The organism is Erwinia persicina (genome assembly GCF_014838825.1).
GTDB lineage: Bacteria > Pseudomonadota > Gammaproteobacteria > Enterobacterales > Enterobacteriaceae > Erwinia > Erwinia persicina_A.
Window position 1 is genome coordinate 64,575 of sequence record NZ_JACYMO010000009.1, and the last position, 19,626, is coordinate 84,200.

The window sequence follows — 19,626 nt, forward strand, 5'->3', positions numbered from 1 at the left end:
AGCATGCGATCGGAAATGCCGGTTTTGACTATGGTTAGCTGATAAAAACACAACCCGAAGGGGGAGCCGCAATCCGGCCCCCCGTAACCTGGCAGGGTGAGCGATTAACCGACGATCCGCCCCTGCGCCATCTGCACGGCGCGATCGCACATATGGTCGATAACATCCGGATCGTGGCTGACCAGTACCATCGTCAGATTGTCCTGCTGCTTCAGCTGATTGAGCAGGTTGAGGATCTCCGCCTGCACTGACATATCCAGTGCGGAGGTGGGCTCATCCAGCAGCAAAATTTTCGGTTCCAGTAGTAGCGCACGAACAATGGCGACGCGCTGACGCTGGCCGCCAGAAAGCTGATGCGGGTAACGGTCGGCCAGCGCCGGATCCAGCCCGACGTGGCGGAACCCCTGGTTGATACGGTCGTTAATATTTTCTGTCTTGATCAGCTTTAACGGCTCTGCCAGCGTCCGGCGCAGGCGATGACGCGGATGCAGTGAGGCATAGGGGTCCTGAAATACCATCTGCACGTCACGCCTGAGCTGGCCGGTGAAGGGCTTACCTGGCCGTGCCTGATGGCCCGCCAGCTGCATCCCGCCCTGCCAGTGGGGGTTAAGACCGGCCATCACCCACAGCAGCGATGATTTGCCGCAGCCGGAAGGGCCGACCAGGCCAAAACATTCGCCCGGGCTCACCGACAGCGTGACATCATGCACCACGGTGCGCAGATCGTAACCCTGCTTATGGGCCACGCTCAGTTGGGATAAATCAATCATGCTTTAGCCCCCCGGCCAGCGCGTCACGATCCAGTACCGGCAGCGGCTGGCCGCGCGTCAACTTACTCGGGCGGCACGACCACAGTGTGCGGGTGTAAGGGTGCGTGGCGTGAGGAAGATCGGCGGCGGGTAATTGATCCAGCACGTCCCCCTGGTACATCACCATCACGCGGTCGCAGTGTTCGGAAACCTGCTGCAGATCGTGGCTGATCAGCAGCAGGCCCATATCACGCTGTTCCACCAGGTTGCGGATCAGCCCCAGCACCTGATCGCGCATGGCGTGATCGAGCGCCGACGTAGGCTCATCGGCGATCAGAAAGCGGGGTTCAGCGATCAGCGCCATCGCCAGCATCACGCGCTGGCCCATCCCGCCCGAAAGCTGGTGTGGATAGCGCTTCATTTGCTCTGCGGGCTGGGGCAGGCCCACCGCCGCTAACATATCGCAAACCTTCTCTTTTATTTCAGTCCGCGAGAAGCGGCCATGCAGCCTGAGCGGCTCTGCCACCTGCCAGCCGATAGTCCGCAGCGGGTTAAGGGCATATTTCGGATCCTGCATTACCATGCCGAGCTCGCTGCCGCGCAGCTGGCTCCATCGCCGCTCAGTCAGCGTCAGGGCATTCTCCCCGGCGATGCTTAACGTTCTGGCCTGGATCTGCAGTGACGGCGCCAGCAGCCCCATCAGTGCGCGCGCGGTCAGAGATTTACCGGAGCCGGACTCGCCGACCAGCGCCACCCGTTCGCGGCCCAGTGTAAAGCTGATATTTTTTACCAGCGCAGTGCCGTCAGCACTGCTGATCGTTAAACCATCTGCGACAATTTGTGCAGAAGAATCAGTTGCCATTTCGGGTATCCAGTCGGTCACGCAGGCCGTCGCCTGTCAGGTTAAACGCCAGGCTGGCGAACAGAATAGCGCCACCGGGTACGGCGGCGACCCACCACTGGTCAAAGATGACCTTGCTACCTTCCGCGACCATCGATCCCCATTCCGCAGTGGGCGGCTGAATGCCCATACCGAGGAAGCCAAGTCCCGCAGCAGAGAGGATAATGCCACCCAGGCTCAGCGCCGCACGCACCACGGCGGTGGGCAGGCACAGTGGCAAAATATGGCCGAACATCAGGCGCAGGCCGTTGATGCCCTGCATGCGTGCGGCGGCGAGATAGTCACTGCGGCGCAGCGCCAGCGTTTCTGCACGGGCCTGGCGGGCAAAAGGAGGCCAGCTGGTCAGCGCCAGCGCCAGCGCACCGTTCATCAGGCCCGGCCCCATCATGGCCACCAGGGCCAGCGCAATCACCAGATTGGGCAGTGAGAGGAAAATATCGGTGATACGCATCAGGACGCGTTCGCTCCAGCCGCCGAGATAACCGGCGCTGATGCCAATCAGCATTCCGACCGGAATGGTCAGCACCAGGATCAGCGATACCAGCATCAGGGTCGGACGAGCGCCGTAAATCACCCGGGAGAGCAGGTCGCGGCCAAAGCCGTCGGTGCCAAGCCAGTGGCTGGCAGAGGGAGGCATCAGACGCGCCGCCATTTCCTGGGCATTGGGGTCAAACGGGGCCAGCAGTGGCGCAAACAGGGCAGCAAAGATCAGCAGACCTACCAGGCTCAGGCCCACGATCAGTGTCACATTGCGGCGGGTACGTCGCGCACGCGGTTTGACGCTTGCAGCATCAGAGAGAGATTGCGTCATCGGGTTCTCGGGTCGGTCAGATAAGTTAACGCATCCGCCAGCGCATTGATGGCGATAAAACAGCCGCCGATCAGCAGGGTGGAGCCGAGGATCGCCGGGGTATCGGAGGCGAACAGCGCGGTGGTCATATAGCGCCCGACGCCGGGCCAGGCGAAGACGGTTTCCGTCAGCACCGACCCTTCCAGCAGTGTGGCGTAGGAGAGTGCCAGCACGGTAATCAGCGTTCCACGCACGTTAGGGAAGATATGCAGCAGCAGAATACGTCCGCGACTGGCCCCTTTGGCCCGTGCCAGCGTGACATACTCTTTGCTGCTCTCTTCCAGTAACGCCGCGCGCAGCAGGCGGGTAATGGTGGCCATCGACAGCAGCCCCAGCACCACAACTGGTAGCCACAGGTGTGCGATGGCATTGCGGAACATCTCACGGTCACCGGACAGCCAGCTGTCAATCAGCACCAGCCCGGTCTTCGGCTCCAGAGTGTAAATCCAGATATCATCCAGACGACCCGGTCCGGCAGACCAGTGCAGTACGGCATAAAACAGCAGCAGCCCCAGCAGCCCCAGCCAGAATACCGGCACCGAGTAGCCGAGCAGAGAGATCAGACGGGCGACGTTATCCAGTACGCTTCCCGGTTTCCATGCTGCCAGCAGCGCCAGCAGAATGCCGAATACGGCGCCGAAGATCATCGCGCAGGTGGCCAGCTCAATGGTCGCCGGGAAAGTGCGCAGCAGATCGCTGGCAACGGGCTGATTAGTGATGCTGGAGATCCCGAGATCGCCACGTACCAGATGTTCGAGGTAGTGCCAGAACTGCACCGGCACGGGCTGATCGAGCCCGAGGCTGGCCCGGACCTGGGCATAAGTGGATTCGCTGGCATGATCGCCAGCAATTTGCAGCACCGGATCGACCGGAGACAGATGAGACAGGGCAAAGGTGAAAACCAGCAGTCCGAGCAGTGTCACCACCAGTGAAAGCAGGGCACTGAGTGCCCCACCGCTGCGGCGCCAGAAAAGCCGGGCAGAAGGCCCGGCGCTGTGTTCGGATACCGCCATTACTTAGTGACCTGGCTGTAGTAGACCATATCCGGGTTGATCCCCTGCACGTACCCTTTCAGGTTATCGCGCATGGCCACCAGATTACGGGCCTGCATGCCAATGACATACGGAGAGCTCTTCTGCACTTCGCGCTGCATGTTTTCATACAGTTCGACGCGTTTCGCTTTATCGGTTTCTGCCGTCGCGGCCAGCGTCTGTTTACTCAACTGCGGAATATGCCAGTTAGAACGCCATGCCAGGGTTTTACTACCATCTTCAGGGTTGTAGGCAAAGGCGGCGGCGTTAGTGTTGGGATCAAAGTAGTCTGCCCCCCAGGCATTCAGGGTCGCTTCATACTGGTGTGCCTTCACGCGGGTCGCCACTTCGGAGCTGATACCTGGCTGTACCTCCACTTTTACCCCACCTTTAGCAAAGCTGGCCTGCAGCGCCTGGGCAATGTCGAGATAAGGCGGCTGATTGCTGACAGACAGCTTAAAGCTGACGTTGGTCAGGCCGGCTTTCTTCAGAATGGCCTTGGCTTTTTCAGGATCATAACTGTAGGGGTTGTCGTTGAGTGCGCCCAGGAAGCCCTCTGGCAGGAACGACTGATGCACCTGGAACTGGCCTTTCAGCAGATCGTTGGCGATGCCTTTGTAATCGAACAGGTAGCGCGACGCTTCCCACAGCGCGGGGTTTTTCAGCGCCGGATTGGCATCAATATTGAACTGAATGTAGTACAGGGAGGCCATCGGCACCGCGAGGGTTTTCACGCCCGGCTTATTCTTCAGGGAGGCCATCTGGTCAGCGCCCAGATTACGGGCGATATCGGCATCACCCTGTTCCAGCAGCAGACGGCGTGCCGCCGGCTCCGGGACGTTTTTGATCAGCACATTTTTTAATTTAGGTGCCCCGGCCGGTGAGGTCGGGTTGGCGCTGAACAGGACGACTTCATGCGGGATGTACTTGCGGATCTGATACGGGCCGCTGCCTGCGGAATTCAGGGCCAGCCATTTGTTACCCAGATCGCCTTTTTGCTCATGCGCCATGACGGTTTTTTCATCAACAATTGAAGAGACCGGGGCGGCCAGCAGGCTGAGCACGTAGGTTGGGCTGACGTCGGCACTCCAGCGGATCTCTACGTGATTATCATCGATTTTCTTCAACTGGGCGTCGACATTCTCTTTGGTCCAGCCCAGCTGGGTAAGAATGAACGACGGGTCGAGGTTAAGCTTGACCACCCGCGACAGGGAGAAGATGACGTCCTCCGGGCGCAGCGGATTACCGGAGGCGAATTTAGCCCCTTCTTTCAGGGTGAAAGTCATGCTGCGGTTATCGCTGCCCGGTGTCCAGCTGGTCGCCAGCGTTGGCTTCAGGTCGATCGGATTCTGCGGATCGGACTGAACAAGGCGCTGATAGAGGTTAGTAAACGCCTGTACCGAGGTCAGCTCAAAGCCGTCTGCCGGGTCAAAGCTTTTAGCATCATCGATAGACTGGGCGATCACCAGCGTATCCGCAGGCGTTGCGGCAGAAGCCGTAAAGGAGGCGGCCAGTGCCAGTGCAAGAACGGAAGGGACTGCAATTTTCATGACGTTTCCTGAAGTGACGTTTTTCGCGAGTGTAAGGGAACAAGCATTAAGAACAATAGTAGATTATTCGCTATCGTTATGCTGGAAAGTTATAAGGTGAATGAAACAGTTATAAAATTGAATTATGCCCCGACCGCCTGACCACCGAAGTGGCTCCACAGAAGCGGGCTGATACTGAGCAGGTTGTTAAGCATGTGCAGGAAAATGGGCAGTTTCAGCCCCGCGGAAACCAGGCGCGCGGCGCACAGCAGCAGGGAGAGCACCACCAGGGCAATCATCGTTTGCAGATGAGCATACTGGGTGTGCATGGCGGCAAAGATAATGGAGGTCAGTAGGGCGCAGGCCACGCGCTGGCGGGGGGCCCACAGCAGAAATCCCTGAAGAATAAAGCCGCGAAACAGAATCTCTTCAAACACCGGTGCAAGCAGCACCACTGCCACGGTAAAGGCCAGCAGAACGGGCGTGCTGTCGCTGAGCTGTTCGCCGGTCCAGCTCTCCTGACGCAGATAGAGTGACTGACTGGCAATCACGGCCAGCAGCAGGCCGCTGAACAGCAGTATCTGGCCCGGACGCAGCCTGCCTGGCGGGATGTCGGAATAGTGCCGCAAGTATGCGCGGTAAAGTGGCAGCAGGGCGGCAAACTCCAGCAGGCAGAGGACCGGCATCAGCAACCCCTGGCTTCTTAACGCCGCAAAATGCGGGACGCTGCTGACGAGGACCGTAATGCTGTACCAGACCAGAAAGACGCCAGCGCAAAGCAGGGTGTGATTAACCCGGTCGGTTGAGGGTGTCATGGCGTGGGGTCCGGTAGCCGGTGAAGAGCGCGATGGTAACAAGCACGACGAACGCTGTCGAGACACCAACGGCACCGTGGCGCAAAGTGAAAAACCGGAAGAGCGTGACGCGGAAGGGGCGTTGAGCGTGGCACAGAAGATTAAGAGTCACCGCGCGCGACTGGCGACCAGAAGCGCGCTCAGAGGGTTAACGAATTCTTACTGCCACCAGCGTCATGATGACAGCAAACGTAACAAAAATAGCCAGTTCCATAAGAATCTCCTCTCCGGGGTTTGTCCTGAAATTATAATCTTCCTCTGATTGATTTTTGAGCGATCCGTGCGCTACCAGGGTATGGGCAACCGGCACTGGCCAGGGATTTTGACTGCGCAAAGACGGAGTAATCTGTTAATCTTTTAGGGTAATTGCCGGATATCTATGCAAAGAGAGGAGAACGAACAGTGAAATATTATGGGAAACTGGCTTTGATTGCCGCGCTGGTTGCGCTTTCAGGCTGCCAGTCGGGCAGCAACAAAAGTGCTTCCGCTGCGCCGGTCGATCCTGAGATGGACAGATGCGGAGCCTCTCAGTATCAGCAATATGTCGGTAAGCCGCTGGCATCGGTGTCGTCTTTACGCTTTGACAATGCCGTCCGCGCCATTCCGTATAATTCTGCGGTCACGATGGACTTTAACCTGAATCGTATTAACTTTATGGCCGACCAGCAGGGCAATATCAGCAGTGTCTACTGCGGCTGATGTGGCCTGAACGCTGATGTCACCCGGGGGCGTCCGCTGTGCCGGTCGTCCCTCAGTAATACCACTTCCTTACCCACCACAGACGCAGCCAGATCCCCGGTGCGCTGGTCCAGCCGCTGGTGGTTGCCACCACCTCTCCTTTTGCAATAATGACCAGGGTCGGCATTGCCGTCACGTCCCACCGCGCGGCCAGCTCCCCACGACTGTCGTTCACCACCGGCAGCGTCAGATGATGTCCGTTCAGATAACGTACAATGCTGATGTCATTGCCTGAACGGTTGGCCACTGTCAGTACGCTGGTGCGTTTATCATTTAACTGCATCAGGACCGGCACCGTGTCTTTACAGGCACCACACCAGCGGTCCCAGAACCAGACCAGCAGAGGTTTTTTGTCACTCAGTTCTGCCAGGGTCAGGTCCTGACCGTCTATCGTATGCAGGGGTTGGGTCGAAATGTCGGGAGGAAGGTCCGGTGCGCGAAGCACATCGATCAGGCTGATTAACAGGATCATTAATAAGGCAGGCAGCAGCAGATAACGGCTTACCTGCTTAAATTGGTGTATCAGTATTTGGTGCCAGTTGCGCATTACCTGTCTCCGCCTGCGTCCGGCGCATATCTTAACGGGGTCAGGGTGAATGGCAATCTTATCGCGTGTAAACATTCGTATAGGAGGAGGGGGAAAGGGCGTGCCTGTCATCTGGCTGCAATCTCAGCGCGATAAGGTCGGGCGGTAAAACAGTGATTTCCTCGTCACTCTGAAAAATATGCAATGCTCGTCTTTCCCGCCCAGTGCGGGATTTTTTTATTCTCTTCGTTCCGTTACCCGGCTACCCGGCCGCGCGCGGCGTCGTACTGTCCAGGATCTGGGCCAGCAAATTGCGATACCCTTCCAGCACTGACGCATCGGCCTCCTGCTCCAGGCGGGCTATCACGTTGGCAATAATCGCTTTATTACTGGGCGATTTTCCGGCCTGCATCAGCTCCATCATAATGGCTTCCAGCAGCTCACTCTCTTTCGGGGCATGAAAAGAGGGGCTGTTAAAATAGTCGGTGATGGCGCGCCCCGCGCCGGGTAGTGGCTGACTCATGGCAAACCTCCACATACGCGCCCTCAGTGGCCGCCCGGGACACTGAGAGATCGGGTTAATTACGCTCACGACACAGAAAAAGCTACCAGAACGGCAGCCTGCCGCCTGTTTAAATGATAAACAGGCGGGGATGACTATTACTCTAGATGGCGGAGAGGGGAATGCCAGTAACAAACAGAAATATTTTCATTTCTGCCAGCGCTAAGCGGGCAGCGCATGATAGGTGGAGATCACTTCGAGAATACCGTTAATCATAAACTGCACGCCCATACAGACCAGCAGGAAGCCCATCAGGCGGGAAATCGCCTCAATGCCGCCCTTGCCAACCAGCCGCATGATGGTGCCGGAACTGCGCAGGGAGCCCCAGAGGATCACGCCAATGGCGGCAAAGGTCAGCGGTGGAGCCAGCATGATCACCCAGGGCTCGAACGGCGTGCCGCTATGAATAGTTGAGGCGGTACTGATAATCATGGCGATCGTCCCGGGCCCTGCGGTGCTCGGCATGGCCAGCGGCACGAAGGCAATGTTCACCGCTTTACGCTCGCTCATCTCATCCATTTTATGGTCGGCTTCCACCGATTGCCCTGCCTGCTGCTGGGGGAACAGCATACGAAAACCGATAAAGGCAACGATCAGCCCCCCGGCGATACGCAGGCCCGGAATAGAGATTCCAAAGGTGTCCATCACCACATTGCCAGCATAATAGGCAACGGCCATGATGATAAAGACATAGATAGAGGCCTGGAGTGACTGCCTGTTTCGTTCTTCATAATTCATGTCACCCGCCAGCCCCAGGAACAGCGCTACGGTGGTTAACGGGTTCGCCAGCGGCAACAGCACCACCAGGCCAAGGCTAATGGCTTTCATCAGTTCTAACATCGCTGGTGTCCTTATGCGATAAACAGGGGAGTTAGCATAATGCCTTATCCCCACAGGGATGCGAAGTGTAACTGCAGTTTAAACATTGGATTAGGCCTTTAGTGGTGCTTATGGCGGAGAGAACGAATAAACAGAAGAGGCGTAAGGGATAAGGTAAACAAAAAGTTAAATGTATTTATTGTTTTAAATCAGTGGCTTGATTGTTTTATCTGTTTTTTTCTTCTGAGAGGACTTGTACTGAACCCGGCGTTATGAGTAAATGCACTCGTTGGTTTTGATACAGACCCACGTATGCGAGCAATTTTAGTAAAGCAGTCTTCAGTTCAAGCGTTATTTCAAGCTTCTTCCTGACTTCCTTCTGAGTGCCTCATAGTAATCCCTGTTGACGAACCCTGTGCCCACTGTGGCTTACTACAATTTTGAAGGAAAGACCCATGTCAATGACTGGTTTAGTAAAATGGTTCAACGCTGAGAAAGGTTTCGGCTTTATTTCCCCAACTGACGGCAGCAAAGATGTATTCGTACACTTCTCTGCAATCCAGAACGGCGGCTTCAAGACGCTGGAAGAAGGTCAGAAAGTTTCTTTCACTATCGAAAATGGCCAGAAAGGCCCAGCAGCTGCTAACGTAACTGCTATCTAAGTTTGTTTTCCGCTCCGGCGGTAATAAACTCAGAGTCGATGTGAATAAAAACCCGCCCATGTGGCGGGTTTTTTGCGTTTCATCCCCGGTTACCAGGCGGAAGATTCGTTTGCTAACAACTTTCTGCCTTTCGCGGGGGCAGAAGCCACTGACGGCCGGGCGACGTATTGTTACACTGTATGCTCCGCCCCTCGCGACAGGTTGTACGCACAGCACGATGGAATCCTGGAAGGTTAACCTCATCTCCGTCTGGTTCGGTTGTTTATTTACCGGGCTGGCCATCAGCCAGATTATCCCTTTTCTCCCCCTGTATGTTGAACAACTGGGCGTCACCGACCCCGGCGCGCTGACCCTGTGGTCGGGTCTGATTTTCAGTATTACTTTCCTGGTTTCGGCGATTGTCTCGCCGATGTGGGGCAGCCTTGCCGATCGTAAAGGGCGTAAGCTGATGCTGCTGCGTGCCTCCCTCGGGATGGGCGTGGTGATCCTGCTCCAGGCCTTTGTCACTAACGTCTGGCAGCTTCTGGCATTGCGTGCGCTGATGGGGCTGACCTCGGGCTATATCCCCAACGCCATGGCCCTGGTGGCGGCTCAGGTTCCGCGTGAACGCAGCGGCTGGGCGCTGAGTATGGTCAGCACCGCGCAGATCTGTGGGGTGATTATGGGGCCGTTGATGGGCGGGCTGCTGGCGGACTGGCTTGGACTGCAGGCGGTATTTATTATCACCTCGTGCCTGCTGCTGATAAGCTTTTTGATCACTCTGTTCCTGATCAAAGAGGGCGGCCCGCCGAGAGTGAAAAAAGAGGACAAACTGAGTGGCAGTATGGTTTTTCACACGCTCAGTCGCCCGGGACTGGTGATCAGCCTGTTTGTCACCACACTGGTTATCCAGCTCTGCAACGGCTCAGTCAGCCCGATTTTGACGCTGTTTGTGCGTGAGCTTGAGCCGGACGTGCAAAATATCGCTTTTATCAGCGGTATGGTGGCCGCCATCCCCGGCGTGTCGGCGCTGCTCTCCGCGCCCACGCTCGGCAAACTTGGTGACCGGATTGGTGCGGAACGTATTCTGTTCGCCGCGCTGATTTTCTCCGTGGTGCTGTTTGTCGGCATGTCCTGGGCAGACAGCGCGGTGGAATTGGGGATTTTTCGTTTTCTGCTGGGATTTGCTGATGGGGCGATGATGCCGGCGGTGCAGACGCTGCTGCTGCGCTATTCCAGTGACCAGGTTACCGGGCGTATATTTGGCTATAACCAGTCATTTATGTACCTGGGGAACGTTGTCGGACCGCTGATGGGCTCGGCGATTTCTGCCGTAGCAGGCTTCCGCTGGGTATTTGCCGCGACGGCGGTAGTGATCATGGTGAACAGCGTACAGCTGATTTGGGTTTATCGGCGATCCCGGCGCAGCGCTATGCTGCGCCGGGGCTGATGATTAAGGTTTCACCGACAGACTGAGCTGATAACGATACTGCCGCTCTGACAGCAGGAAGTCTGCGTTCACGCTGGGGCTCCAGGAGTCATCGCCACCGACTCCCATATGGTAGCCATCCATAATGAGCCAGCACCCCGGCTCATCACGCAGCAAGTGGCGGTGCGAGGTATCCCGCAGCTGCTCCAGGCTGTGGCGACTGAGTGAGAAGTGGAACGCCCCGTGGATGCGCCAGTCGCCAAACTCCAGTTCCTGAGTACCGCCGCGCAGGCCATTCTCCCCGGGGAAGACGTAAGGCGTGCTCAACTCGTCAAGTGGGAGTGTCCAGCGGGAAAACGCGGCCGCCAGCTGACGGTCGGGATAGTTCTCGTGCGGTCCCAGTCCCAGCCAGTGCGCCTTTTCTGCGATCGCTGCCAGCTGGCAGCGCAGGCCGATGCGTGCCGGTTCCGGCTGTCCGGCGGCAATATCCACCTCAACTTCAATATGAAGTTCACCCTGCATGTCGATCCGGTAGCGCTTACGGCTGAGGAAACGCAGTTCCCCCTGTGCATGGAAAGCGTGTTCCGTTCTGATTTGCACACCATCACTCAGCGTGTCTGTCTGCAGATGCAGCAGCTGGCCTTCCAGCTGATAGTGACCGGCGCGTTTCCAGCGCTCTACCCAGGCGTGAGGATCGATGCGCGTGACTTCGCTGACGCCGATATCATTATCGACAGGCGCACGGGCAAACAGGTCGCGCAGTGGGGAGAGCAGTTGAGGCTGGTCCCCACGCAGCCACTGCACCAGTTCACCGCTCTGGCGACAGAACTGCCATTGCTGTTCGCCGTGGCGGATCGTCAGCCGTTCAGCCTCCAGGCAGAGCTGAGGCAGCTCACCTGCAGTCGGTGCGTTCGGCAGGGCCAGCGCAGCAGGCAGACGCCAGCTGTCCCAGGCCACACGCTGCCCCGCTGGCGACCAGGCGGTGGCCAGCGGTTGGATCACCTCAACATGCAGCCACAGCTCACCTGTCAGTGAGGGCAGATCGCCGGTCTCCAGTTCAATACTGTCCTGGGGAGCGAGAGCCAGTTCACACTGGCCTTCCGCCACCGGCCTGCCCTGATGCTCAATCCGCCAGCGCAGCTGTTCATTGTCGCTGTGGCGGAAGAGATATTCGCTGGTGACGCGCACGGTTAATGGCGCGGTGCCCGCCAGCTCGAACTGGAAGAACTGCTGGGCGCGCTGCGCTTCAAACAGCGCCGGGTGAGGGGTGCGGTCTGCAAAGACCAGCCCGTTCATACAGAACTGGCGGTCGTTTGGCGTATCGCCAAAGTCACCGCCGTAGGCCTGGAAGCTCTGCCCCTGGGCATCCTTGTGCGTCAGGCTCTGGTCAACCCAGTCCCAGACAAATCCACCCTGCAGGCGCGGGAACTGGCGAAATGCCTGCCAGTAGCGATCGAACCCGCCAAAACTGTTTCCCATCGCATGCGCATATTCACAGAGGATCAGAGGGCGGGTCTCTTCCGGCAGGCTAATCCACTTTTTGATCGACCATTTCGGCACGGTATCGAACGGCTGATCCTGGTCGACGCGGGAATACATCGGGCAGATGATATCGGTGGCGGCAGTATTCGCGCCGCCGCCTTCGTACTGCACCGGACGGCTGGGATCGTGGCTTTTGATCCAGCGGTAGAGCGCGTCATGGGTACTGCCGTGACCGGATTCGTTGCCGAGCGACCAGAGAATGATGCACGCGTGGTTACGGTCACGCTGAACCATGCGGGTAACACGTTCACTAAAAGCATTAAACCAGACCGGGTCGTCGGACAGGCGGTTCATAGGCTGCATGCCGTGAGTTTCAATATTCGCCTCATCCACCACATACAGGCCATAGCGATCGCACAGGCGATACCACAGCGGATGGTTAGGATAATGTGAGCAGCGCACGGCATTAAAGTTATGCTGCTTCATCAGCAGGATATCTTTGATCATCGTGGCTTCATCCATCACCTGGCCGCGATCCGGGTGATGTTCATGACGGTTGGTACCGCGGATCAGCAGCGGTTTCCCGTTCAGCTTCAGTAATCCGCCGCTGACTTCAACCGTGCGGAAGCCGACATCGTAAGCTTCGGCTTCGATCAGCGTGCCGCCGGCATCCAGCAGGGCAACCACGGCGCGATACAGATGGGGCGTTTCAGCACTCCACAGCAGTGGCCGGTCGACGTGCATCGTCAGGCGGGTGCGATCGAGATAGCGTCCGCGCTCATCAATCACCGACGTGCCAAAGGGCTGCTGGTGGCGGGCAATCTCGCGATCCTCCTGCCACAGTGTCACCTCCAGCTGATAATCACTGGCATCCGTCAGAGAGGTCAGTGCCAGCACGTTGAGCTGTGCGGAACTGAACTCGGGGCTGAGAAACGTATCGATGTGGACATCACACAGGCGGACGGCCGGTTTGTGCAGCAGGGTAACGTCGCGGAAAATACCGCTCATACGCCACATATCCTGATCTTCCAGATAACTGCCGTCGCACCAGCGCAGCACCATCACAGCAATCCGGTTCTCCCCCGGGCGCAGGCTCGGGGTAAGGTCGAACTCGGCAGGCAGGCGGCTGTCCTGCGAATAGCCAATAAACTCACCGTTACACCAGAGATAAAAGGCCGAATTCACGCCATCAAAGATGATCCGCGTCTGTCCTTCGGCCAGAAACGCTGGCTGGCACTGGAATGTGAGCGAGTAACATCCCGTCGGATTATCCGCAGGTACGCGGGGAGGATCGACGGGGATCGGGTACTGTACGTTGGTATAGATCGGCGCATCGTATCCTGCCATCTGCCAGTTTGCTGGCACGTTAAGGCGGTCTGAATGCGGCAGTTCGCCCAGCAGCCACGCGTCCGGTACCGCCTCCGGACGAGGGTAGTAACTGAAATTCCACTCGCCGTTCAGGGACTGCACGGCGGCACTGGCGAGATCGTGACGTGCGTCATCGCGATCCCGCCAGCTGGCAAACGGCGGATGGGCAGGCAGGCGATGAAGGTGCGTGACGGCCGGGTTTTCCCAGTGACGCATGGACAAAAGCTGCTGCAGGGTGAGTGGAGTAATATCAGTCATGCCAGATCCCTCATAAATGTTATGCGCTCACATTGATACTGAAGCGAAATGAAGTAAAGAAAAAAGAGTGGGGGATGCGATGCCTGTCGCAAGATTTACGGCTGAGAAGAGAGGGCCGGATCCGCGCCAGGTGCAGGGTTAACGCGGGAAAATGACAGGAAAATGTTAATCAGCGTTACCTGCGGTAAACAGGGGCGGGAACCGGAGGATTCTGCATTGTGGAACACCCGTTCGCCGCATACTATCAGCGCCGGTTTGTCATTCACAGCAGTTCAGGGGGGCAGTAGCATGGTTCGGATGGTAAAAGTGGCAATGACGATAGCGCTGGTTGCCGTATTAAGCGGCTGTTTGTTCCCACCGCCGGGCGGTGGTGGCTGGGGCGGGGGACATGGCGGAGGCGGTGGTCCGCGTGGAGGGTTCACGGAAGCGGGGCGCTAAGACTTCAATCGGGGGCGGATCGCTGCCCCGGATGGCAACAATCCCGTCCTGACTGACCGGGGTGCTGCCAGCGAAACGTTTCGAAAAATAAAACGCTTTTATTGCTCTGTTTTGGGGCATAAGTCGCGAAAATATATAGCAAATATGAGTTTTATTTTTTTGATGCGAATGATACCGTCTTGCTTTAACTTGCTGAGACATTCGCATGAAAAACCTCATCGCTGAATTACTGATCAGGCTGGCGGAAAAAGAAGAAGAGTCGAAAGAGCTGGTGGCGCAGGTAGAAGCTCTGGAGATTGTCGTTACCGCCCTGCTGAGAAAACTGGACAGAGACCAGTTGCAGGCCATGAACACCAGCATTTCTGATGCAATGAGAACGGCCTCAACCTCGATGGCACCGGACCTGACAAAAGATGCGCCTCTGCTGGAAAGCTACATCCAGCGCCTGTTAAACCATCCCCGCCAGTAATTCCCTTTCTGTATTAATCCCACCATCTGCTCACATGTATGTGGCGGCGGTCTGTTTTAATGTTACCCCGGTTAAAGTTTCCCACTCTCTGACTCGCTGAAAAAAAAAGTCGTGCCACACTCAAAGGTGTGCTGATAACAATAACGGGATGGGTTCAGAATGAAAATGCAATTACTGATAGCGACTGCTCTGCTGACGCTGACGGCGGCCGGGTATGCCGGTGCCGCTGAGAAAACGGCACAGCAGCAGAAAATGACGGTTTGTAATCAGCAGGCGGGTGAAAAAATGCTGAAAGGAGACGAACGAAAAACCTTTATGAGCCACTGCCTGAGTAAAGACAATAAAATGGACGGGATGACCCCTCAACAGCAGAAGATGAAAACCTGTAATGCGCAGGCGGGTGAAAAAATGCTGAAGGGCGATGAGCGTAAAACCTTTATGAGCACCTGCCTGAAAAAAGGCTGAATAACCGTGTCCCTGACGGCTGCCGTATTCTCCTTTCTTTTTCCCGCACGACCTTTGGCACTGATTGTTAAATTCAGTGCCAGCCTCTCTTTAAAATGACCGCTTTTATCCCGACGCGGTGACTGCTCTGTCCGACCACTGTTGCCCTTTATTCACTAACAACTACAGGATGTGTTGTATGGTGGCTATTATCATTATCGCTATCTTTATTATCAGTGTGATCTATGCGCATTCGCGCGGCAGGGTAAAACTCAAGTTTTCGCGGCAGTTATTTGATCACTCTACTTTTATGGCCCCCATCAATATGTTTATGACCGGGCTTTCTGCGTTGCCTGATAAACAGCCCTATTTTGATCATGACCTTTTTCCTGAATTAAACAGCCTGACTGATAACTGGCAGGCAATCCGGGAAGAGGCCGTACGGTTGCAGGATCATATTAAAGCGGCACAGACCCATAACGATGCCGGGTTTAATACGTTTTTCAAACGAGGGTGGAAACGCTTTTATCTGAAATGGTACGACGATGTTCATCCTTCTGCCCGCGAGCTTTGTCCGGTCACCTGTGCGCTGCTGAGTGACATCGGCTGCGTCAAAGCGGCCATGTTTGCCGAGCTTCCCGCCGGCAGCCATCTCGGCAAGCACCGCGACCCCTACGCCGGATCGGTTCGCTATCATCTGGGTCTGCTGACGCCGGAAGATGATCGCTGTTTTATTGACGTGGATGGTATCAGACACAGCTGGCGGGATGGCAAAGCAGTGATTTTCGATGAAACCTACGTGCATATGGCGCAAAACGGCAGTGAAAAAACACGAATCATTCTGTTCTGCGACGTCGAACGCCCCATGAAATGGCCATGGGCACAGCGTGTCAACCGCTGGGTGGGGGAAACGCTGATGTCAGCCGCCAGTTCACCGAATGACGAGGGGGACCGGGTCGGCGCAATTAATCGTATTTTTAAGTACGTAAACCGTATACGGGACGCCGGGCAAAACCTGAAAAAACGCAACCGCACACTTTACTATGCGGTAAAGCACTCGCTGATTGTGCTGATCTTCCTGCTGATTATTCTTCCCAGCGCTCTGACTTAGGGCAGGGTGGTGCCGCCTGAGATGCGGCACCGCGAGAGCTACTGCCGGCTCATCTGCTCTGATTTAGCCATGCACTGATGCATCGCTTCAATAACCGCAGAGCGGAAGCCTTTCTGCTCCAGTACCCTCACCGCTTCAATGGTGGTCCCTCCGGGTGAGCACACCATATCTTTCAGTTCGGCAGGATGTTTACCGGTTTCAAGCACCATCTGCGCGGCCCCTTTTACCGCCTGGGCGGCAAACTGATAGGCCTGTGCACGGGGCATTCCCCCCAGTACCGCAGCGTCTGCCATCGCTTCAATAAACATAAAGACATAGGCCGGGGCTGACCCGCTGACGCCCACCACGGCATGGATCAGGTATTCGGGTACCAGCGCCGCTTTACCAAAGCCGTTAAAGATCTCCACCACCTCACGGGCTTCCTCTTCCGTCACCAGCACGTTGGGGGTTACCGAGGTCATGCCTTCATTGACCAGCGCCGGGGTGTTGGGCATGACGCGGACGATCTTACGGTCGTGGCCCAGCACGGTAGCGAGGGCATCCAGCGTAATACCCGCTGCGACAGAGACAATCAGCGTCTCTTTGTTCAGACTGCCGGCAATATCTTTCAGTACGGACAGGATCACGTTCGGTTTCACCGCCCCAAACAGAATGTCGGCCTCGCGGGCTACCTCTTCGGCACTGCCGGCCGGGGTGATGCCATACTGCTCATGCATCGCCCGATTGGTGTCGGGTTTGCGGTCGAAAACCAGAATGTTTTCAGGTTTAACCTGCCCGGCGGCGACCAGACCTGCAATAATGGCTTTTGACATATTGCCGCAGCCAATAAAGCCTACTTTCTTTTCCATGATAATCTCCCTGCTTAATCAGTCTGTGAAAATCTGGCAGATGCCACAGGTACACCTTAACTCAGCTTTCACCAGGCTTACACTACAAAGGGTGCAGATTCCCTTTGCCATTCTTGAAAAGAGTGGGAAGATCTGACCCTTCACGATTGTTTAAAAGGAAACAGCCATGCCAATTTGGGTGGATGCCGATGCGTGTCCGAAAGTGATCAAAGACGTGCTTTACCGCGCGGCGGAACGCGAACAGATTATGGTGACGCTGGTAGCGAACCAGTCACTGAGCGTTCCCCCGTCGCGTTTTCTGCGTACCCTGCGGGTTGCGGCAGGATTTGACGTCGCAGACAACGAAATTGTGCAACGCGTGGAAGCTGGCGACTTGGTGATCACCGCAGATATTCCTCTGGCTGCGGAGGTGATGGAAAAGGGTGCCGTCGCGCTGAACCCGCGCGGTGAACGTTACAGCGATGCCACCATTCGTGAGCGACTGACCATGCGTGACTTTATGGACACTCTGCGCGGCAGCGGGGTGCAGACTGGTGGGCCGCCAGCGCTTAACCAGCGTGACCGTCAGCAGTTTGCCAATGAACTGGATAAATGGTTACAGCAGCAGCGACAGTGAGCAGGCCTCTCCCGTCGGGGAGAGGCATTGTCCGCACTCAGACAAAATTATCGTCATCAAAGTCGTTATCAGCAAAGGCGTCATTACTGAAATCGTCACTGACATCGTCCTGCGGCAGGCCATTATCCTGGCCGGAGAATGCGTTATTGTCGCTGCCGTTAAAGGTATCAAGATTGTTATTGAGGTCAGGATCAGGTAACGGCGGCTCATTAATGATATTGACGATCTCCTGCGGCTGCTGATGCTGGAACATACTGGTCAGCATCTCGGCCATGACCACGCCGCCTGCCACACCCACCGCCGTTTGCAGTGCGCCACCCATGAAGCCGCGGCCAGCCGGCGGGGCGGCTGCATAGGCAGGTTGCTGTGCCGTTACGGGCGCAACGTTATTGCCCCAGGGCTGCGCGGGGGCGGATGTGCTCTGAGCGGGTTGTGGGCTCCTGCCGCCGCCGAACAGGCCGGAAAGAAAGCCGCCGCTGTTCTGCTGCGGCTGCCGCGCCTGCGACAGGTCATTTTCCAGCTGGCTGACGCGGGCGTTAAGCTGCTTTAACGCCGCCTCCTGGATCAGGATAGCCTGTGCCATGTAGTAGGGGGCACCGGGCTGCTGCTGGATCTGCTGCTGGATCTGTTTTTCTGCCGCGCTGTCACGGGGACCGGACTGTGCTTCTGCCTGCTTCAATCGGGTAAACAGGTTATCAATTAACTGCTGTTCTTCGTTCTGCATTGTGTTTCTCCGAAAACGGGCGACAGCATTACTATTGGCATGAGTGACGGGAAAGTAAATCGTACTGGCGTAAGGAAATGTTGCGGTGATCTCGGCGCAGATATGCAGGGTGTAACTATTTTGTTACACCATTTATATTTTACTAATCATGCGGTTAATGCTTGCAGTGGGCAGGGTGCCTGTAAATAAAACGTGACTTATAGCCCACCAGCATATTGTCGGGTATCATGCGCTGCAACGTTAATTATTGGTTGGCCAGCCGTGCGCTGTTAACGACGCTGGCGTTTGCTTAAGGAAGGGCCTGTTATGTCATTACCCATTTATCTGGTCGGCGCACGCGGCTGCGGCAAAACGACCGTTGGCCACGCTCTGGCGCTGGCGCTGGGGTATCGCTTCTGTGACACTGACCACGCACTTCAAAACGCCAGCGGTCAGACGGTCGCCGATATAGTGACCCGTGAAGGCTGGCCCGGCTTCCGCTTGCGTGAAACTGCCGCGCTCAAAACCGTCAGCGCAGCGGCCACGGTGATCGCCACCGGCGGCGGCATGGTGCTGTCGGAAGAAAACCGTCAGTTTATGCGTGAGCAGGGGCAGGTCATCTATCTGCAGGCCGAGGCCGCTGTGCTGGCCGGCCGGCTGGAAGCCTACCCTGAGACGGAACAGCGTCCGACGCTGACCGGACGTCCCATTGCGGAAGAAATGGTCGAGGTTCTGGCAGCCCGTGATGCGCTTTATCGTCAGGCCGCGCACCATATTATTGATGCCATGCAGCGCCCGGACGAGGTGGTCAGTCAGATCCTCAGCGTACTTTCTCTCGCCCGCGCCAGCTAAGTGTTCTGTTGAAGCGGCATGATGCTGGCGTCTTTTCTCTTGTCCCGGCGGTTAAACCGTTACGGTTGTCTATACTCTGATGTGAGCAGTCATACTGACTACGCCATTCACTGACATCAGAGAGGGGAGCACTATGCCAGGCAGACCGCCATATCCACGAGAAGCGAATATCGTACCGGTAGAGAAAGGCGCACCCGGCAAATCGGTGATCTGGTACGAACTGCGTGCCGATCATCCGAAACCTGATACCTTGATCAGCGAACACGAAACCGAGCAGGAAGCGCTGGACGCCAAAAAGCGTTACGAAGATCAGTCCAAAGAGTAATGTCCATGGCAAGGATGCCGACACCCCTGCGTTCCCCACCTTTCGCCAGCACAATTAATACTTGACCCTGAACCTGTCCGGTC

General features: G+C 56.6%; 23 protein-coding genes. 11 read left to right on the forward strand and 12 right to left on the reverse strand.

Translation table 11 applies throughout. From position 1 onward, the window contains the following. Positions 1 to 104: 104 nt before the first annotated feature. The 6 genes from IFU29_RS17990 to IFU29_RS18015 form a co-directional block, all read right to left on the reverse strand. Positions 105 to 770, reverse strand: a complete 666-nt coding sequence (locus IFU29_RS17990) for an ABC transporter ATP-binding protein (protein ID WP_191935123.1) — start codon at positions 768 to 770, stop codon at positions 105 to 107. Next, a complete protein-coding gene (locus IFU29_RS17995) occupies positions 763 to 1,611 on the reverse strand; it encodes an ABC transporter ATP-binding protein (protein ID WP_191935124.1) in 849 nt (282 codons plus the stop codon). Before IFU29_RS17995 ends, IFU29_RS17990 begins: the two co-directional genes overlap by 8 nt. Continuing rightward, the gene (locus tag IFU29_RS18000; RefSeq protein WP_191935125.1) at positions 1,601 to 2,461 is read right to left on the reverse strand and encodes an ABC transporter permease; all 861 of its coding nucleotides are present in this window, start codon (positions 2,459 to 2,461) and stop codon (positions 1,601 to 1,603) included. The genes IFU29_RS17995 and IFU29_RS18000 overlap by 11 nt, the downstream gene beginning before the upstream one ends. Continuing rightward, on the reverse strand, positions 2,458 to 3,513 hold the full coding sequence (locus tag IFU29_RS18005; RefSeq protein WP_118664562.1) for an ABC transporter permease: 1,056 nt from the start codon (positions 3,511 to 3,513) through the stop codon (positions 2,458 to 2,460). The genes IFU29_RS18000 and IFU29_RS18005 overlap by 4 nt, the downstream gene beginning before the upstream one ends. Continuing rightward, positions 3,513 to 5,081 (reverse strand): ABC transporter substrate-binding protein, encoded by a 1,569-nt coding sequence (locus IFU29_RS18010; RefSeq protein ID WP_191935126.1) that lies wholly within the window; start codon positions 5,079 to 5,081, stop codon positions 3,513 to 3,515. Before IFU29_RS18010 ends, IFU29_RS18005 begins: the two co-directional genes overlap by 1 nt. Positions 5,082 to 5,203: 122 nt before the next feature. After that, a complete protein-coding gene (locus IFU29_RS18015; RefSeq protein ID WP_191935127.1) occupies positions 5,204 to 5,875 on the reverse strand; it encodes a CPBP family intramembrane glutamic endopeptidase in 672 nt (223 codons plus the stop codon). On the opposite strand from IFU29_RS18015, the gene IFU29_RS18020 reads away from it, so the two are divergent. Both IFU29_RS18020 and IFU29_RS18025 read left to right on the forward strand, forming a co-directional pair. Continuing rightward, entirely contained in the window at positions 5,874 to 6,176 is a 303-nt protein-coding gene (locus IFU29_RS18020; protein WP_191935128.1) for a hypothetical protein, read from the forward strand. The genes IFU29_RS18015 and IFU29_RS18020 overlap by 2 nt on opposite strands. Before the next feature lie 140 nt (positions 6,177 to 6,316). Continuing rightward, a complete protein-coding gene (locus IFU29_RS18025) occupies positions 6,317 to 6,613 on the forward strand; it encodes an I78 family peptidase inhibitor (protein WP_191935129.1) in 297 nt (98 codons plus the stop codon). A gap of 52 nt (positions 6,614 to 6,665) precedes the next feature. On the opposite strand, the gene IFU29_RS18030 is transcribed toward IFU29_RS18025, so the two are convergent. The 3 genes from IFU29_RS18030 to IFU29_RS18040 form a co-directional block, all read right to left on the reverse strand. Beyond that, entirely contained in the window at positions 6,666 to 7,199 is a 534-nt protein-coding gene (locus IFU29_RS18030; RefSeq protein ID WP_194710788.1) for a thioredoxin domain-containing protein, read from the reverse strand. Positions 7,200 to 7,440: 241 nt separating this feature from the next. Continuing rightward, a complete protein-coding gene (locus IFU29_RS18035) occupies positions 7,441 to 7,701 on the reverse strand; it encodes a biofilm development regulator YmgB/AriR family protein (protein ID WP_191935130.1) in 261 nt (86 codons plus the stop codon). Positions 7,702 to 7,902: 201 nt separating this feature from the next. Beyond that, positions 7,903 to 8,580: a MarC family NAAT transporter gene (locus IFU29_RS18040; RefSeq protein ID WP_191935131.1), complete on the reverse strand. Its 678-nt coding sequence runs from the start codon at positions 8,578 to 8,580 to the stop codon at positions 7,903 to 7,905. A gap of 434 nt (positions 8,581 to 9,014) precedes the next feature. On the opposite strand from IFU29_RS18040, the gene cspE reads away from it, so the two are divergent. Both cspE and IFU29_RS18050 read left to right on the forward strand, forming a co-directional pair. Then, positions 9,015 to 9,221: a transcription antiterminator/RNA stability regulator CspE gene (gene cspE / locus IFU29_RS18045; RefSeq protein WP_062747873.1), complete on the forward strand. Its 207-nt coding sequence runs from the start codon at positions 9,015 to 9,017 to the stop codon at positions 9,219 to 9,221. 217 nt (positions 9,222 to 9,438) lie between these two features. Then, on the forward strand, positions 9,439 to 10,650 hold the full coding sequence (locus tag IFU29_RS18050; protein WP_191935132.1) for a multidrug efflux MFS transporter: 1,212 nt from the start codon (positions 9,439 to 9,441) through the stop codon (positions 10,648 to 10,650). A gap of 3 nt (positions 10,651 to 10,653) precedes the next feature. Here the strand turns inward: IFU29_RS18050 and IFU29_RS18055 are convergent, their stop codons facing one another. Then, positions 10,654 to 13,737, reverse strand: a complete 3,084-nt coding sequence (locus tag IFU29_RS18055; protein WP_191935133.1) for a beta-galactosidase — start codon at positions 13,735 to 13,737, stop codon at positions 10,654 to 10,656. A gap of 288 nt (positions 13,738 to 14,025) precedes the next feature. Here IFU29_RS18055 and IFU29_RS18060 point away from each other — a divergent pair, with 288 nt between their 5' ends. The 4 genes from IFU29_RS18060 (at position 14,026) to lpxO (ending at position 16,199) form a co-directional block, all read left to right on the forward strand. Then, positions 14,026 to 14,175 carry a hypothetical protein gene (locus IFU29_RS18060; RefSeq protein ID WP_191935134.1) on the forward strand — a complete coding sequence of 50 codons (150 nt, stop codon included), beginning with the start codon at positions 14,026 to 14,028 and terminating at the stop codon, positions 14,173 to 14,175. Positions 14,176 to 14,380: 205 nt separating this feature from the next. After that, on the forward strand, positions 14,381 to 14,644 hold the full coding sequence (gene iraP / locus IFU29_RS18065) for an anti-adapter protein IraP (RefSeq protein WP_191935135.1): 264 nt from the start codon (positions 14,381 to 14,383) through the stop codon (positions 14,642 to 14,644). Positions 14,645 to 14,803: 159 nt separating this feature from the next. Continuing rightward, complete coding sequence (locus IFU29_RS18070) at positions 14,804 to 15,109, forward strand: PsiF family protein (RefSeq protein WP_191935136.1); 306 nt, start codon at positions 14,804 to 14,806, stop codon at positions 15,107 to 15,109. 178 nt (positions 15,110 to 15,287) lie between these two features. Beyond that, a complete protein-coding gene (gene lpxO / locus IFU29_RS18075; RefSeq protein ID WP_191935137.1) occupies positions 15,288 to 16,199 on the forward strand; it encodes a lipid A hydroxylase LpxO in 912 nt (303 codons plus the stop codon). A gap of 38 nt (positions 16,200 to 16,237) precedes the next feature. Here lpxO and proC read toward each other — a convergent pair whose 3' ends face one another. Next, the gene (gene proC, locus IFU29_RS18080) at positions 16,238 to 17,050 is read right to left on the reverse strand and encodes a pyrroline-5-carboxylate reductase (protein WP_191935188.1); all 813 of its coding nucleotides are present in this window, start codon (positions 17,048 to 17,050) and stop codon (positions 16,238 to 16,240) included. A gap of 163 nt (positions 17,051 to 17,213) precedes the next feature. On the opposite strand from proC, the gene IFU29_RS18085 reads away from it, so the two are divergent. Beyond that, positions 17,214 to 17,663, forward strand: coding sequence for a YaiI/YqxD family protein (locus tag IFU29_RS18085; protein ID WP_191935138.1), 450 nt, complete (start codon positions 17,214 to 17,216; stop codon positions 17,661 to 17,663). A 37-nt stretch (positions 17,664 to 17,700) separates the two neighbouring features. Here IFU29_RS18085 and IFU29_RS18090 read toward each other — a convergent pair whose 3' ends face one another. After that, positions 17,701 to 18,387 carry a DUF2076 domain-containing protein gene (locus tag IFU29_RS18090; protein ID WP_191935139.1) on the reverse strand — a complete coding sequence of 229 codons (687 nt, stop codon included), beginning with the start codon at positions 18,385 to 18,387 and terminating at the stop codon, positions 17,701 to 17,703. A gap of 306 nt (positions 18,388 to 18,693) precedes the next feature. Between IFU29_RS18090 and aroL the strand changes: the two genes are divergently transcribed. Continuing rightward, positions 18,694 to 19,218: a shikimate kinase AroL gene (gene aroL, locus IFU29_RS18095; RefSeq protein ID WP_191935140.1), complete on the forward strand. Its 525-nt coding sequence runs from the start codon at positions 18,694 to 18,696 to the stop codon at positions 19,216 to 19,218. Positions 19,219 to 19,351: 133 nt separating this feature from the next. Further along, the gene (locus IFU29_RS18100) at positions 19,352 to 19,543 is read left to right on the forward strand and encodes a YaiA family protein (protein WP_191935141.1); all 192 of its coding nucleotides are present in this window, start codon (positions 19,352 to 19,354) and stop codon (positions 19,541 to 19,543) included. Positions 19,544 to 19,626: the final 83 nt, after the last annotated feature.

Bases quoted from the DNA above. Each gene is read 5' to 3' on its own strand.
- IFU29_RS17990 (WP_191935123.1), bottom strand. From the start codon at position 770: ATGATTGATTTATCCCAACTGAGCGTGGCCCATAAGCAGGGTTACGAT.
- IFU29_RS17995 (WP_191935124.1), bottom strand. From the start codon at position 1,611: ATGGCAACTGATTCTTCTGCACAAATTGTCGCAGATGGTTTAACGATC.
- IFU29_RS18000 (WP_191935125.1), bottom strand. From the start codon at position 2,461: ATGACGCAATCTCTCTCTGATGCTGCAAGCGTCAAACCGCGTGCGCGA.
- IFU29_RS18005 (WP_118664562.1), bottom strand. From the start codon at position 3,513: ATGGCGGTATCCGAACACAGCGCCGGGCCTTCTGCCCGGCTTTTCTGG.
- IFU29_RS18010 (WP_191935126.1), bottom strand. From the start codon at position 5,081: ATGAAAATTGCAGTCCCTTCCGTTCTTGCACTGGCACTGGCCGCCTCC.
- IFU29_RS18020 (WP_191935128.1), top strand. From the start codon at position 5,874: ATGGCGTGGGGTCCGGTAGCCGGTGAAGAGCGCGATGGTAACAAGCAC.
- IFU29_RS18015 (WP_191935127.1), bottom strand. From the start codon at position 5,875: ATGACACCCTCAACCGACCGGGTTAATCACACCCTGCTTTGCGCTGGC.
- IFU29_RS18030 (WP_194710788.1), bottom strand. From the start codon at position 7,199: ATGCGCAACTGGCACCAAATACTGATACACCAATTTAAGCAGGTAAGC.
- IFU29_RS18035 (WP_191935130.1), bottom strand. From the start codon at position 7,701: ATGAGTCAGCCACTACCCGGCGCGGGGCGCGCCATCACCGACTATTTT.
- IFU29_RS18040 (WP_191935131.1), bottom strand. From the start codon at position 8,580: ATGTTAGAACTGATGAAAGCCATTAGCCTTGGCCTGGTGGTGCTGTTG.
- cspE (WP_062747873.1), top strand. From the start codon at position 9,015: ATGTCAATGACTGGTTTAGTAAAATGGTTCAACGCTGAGAAAGGTTTC.
- IFU29_RS18050 (WP_191935132.1), top strand. From the start codon at position 9,439: ATGGAATCCTGGAAGGTTAACCTCATCTCCGTCTGGTTCGGTTGTTTA.
- IFU29_RS18055 (WP_191935133.1), bottom strand. From the start codon at position 13,737: ATGACTGATATTACTCCACTCACCCTGCAGCAGCTTTTGTCCATGCGT.
- IFU29_RS18060 (WP_191935134.1), top strand. From the start codon at position 14,026: ATGGTTCGGATGGTAAAAGTGGCAATGACGATAGCGCTGGTTGCCGTA.
- iraP (WP_191935135.1), top strand. From the start codon at position 14,381: ATGAAAAACCTCATCGCTGAATTACTGATCAGGCTGGCGGAAAAAGAA.
- IFU29_RS18070 (WP_191935136.1), top strand. From the start codon at position 14,804: ATGAAAATGCAATTACTGATAGCGACTGCTCTGCTGACGCTGACGGCG.
- lpxO (WP_191935137.1), top strand. From the start codon at position 15,288: ATGGTGGCTATTATCATTATCGCTATCTTTATTATCAGTGTGATCTAT.
- IFU29_RS18085 (WP_191935138.1), top strand. From the start codon at position 17,214: ATGCCAATTTGGGTGGATGCCGATGCGTGTCCGAAAGTGATCAAAGAC.
- IFU29_RS18090 (WP_191935139.1), bottom strand. From the start codon at position 18,387: ATGCAGAACGAAGAACAGCAGTTAATTGATAACCTGTTTACCCGATTG.
- aroL (WP_191935140.1), top strand. From the start codon at position 18,694: ATGTCATTACCCATTTATCTGGTCGGCGCACGCGGCTGCGGCAAAACG.
- IFU29_RS18100 (WP_191935141.1), top strand. From the start codon at position 19,352: ATGCCAGGCAGACCGCCATATCCACGAGAAGCGAATATCGTACCGGTA.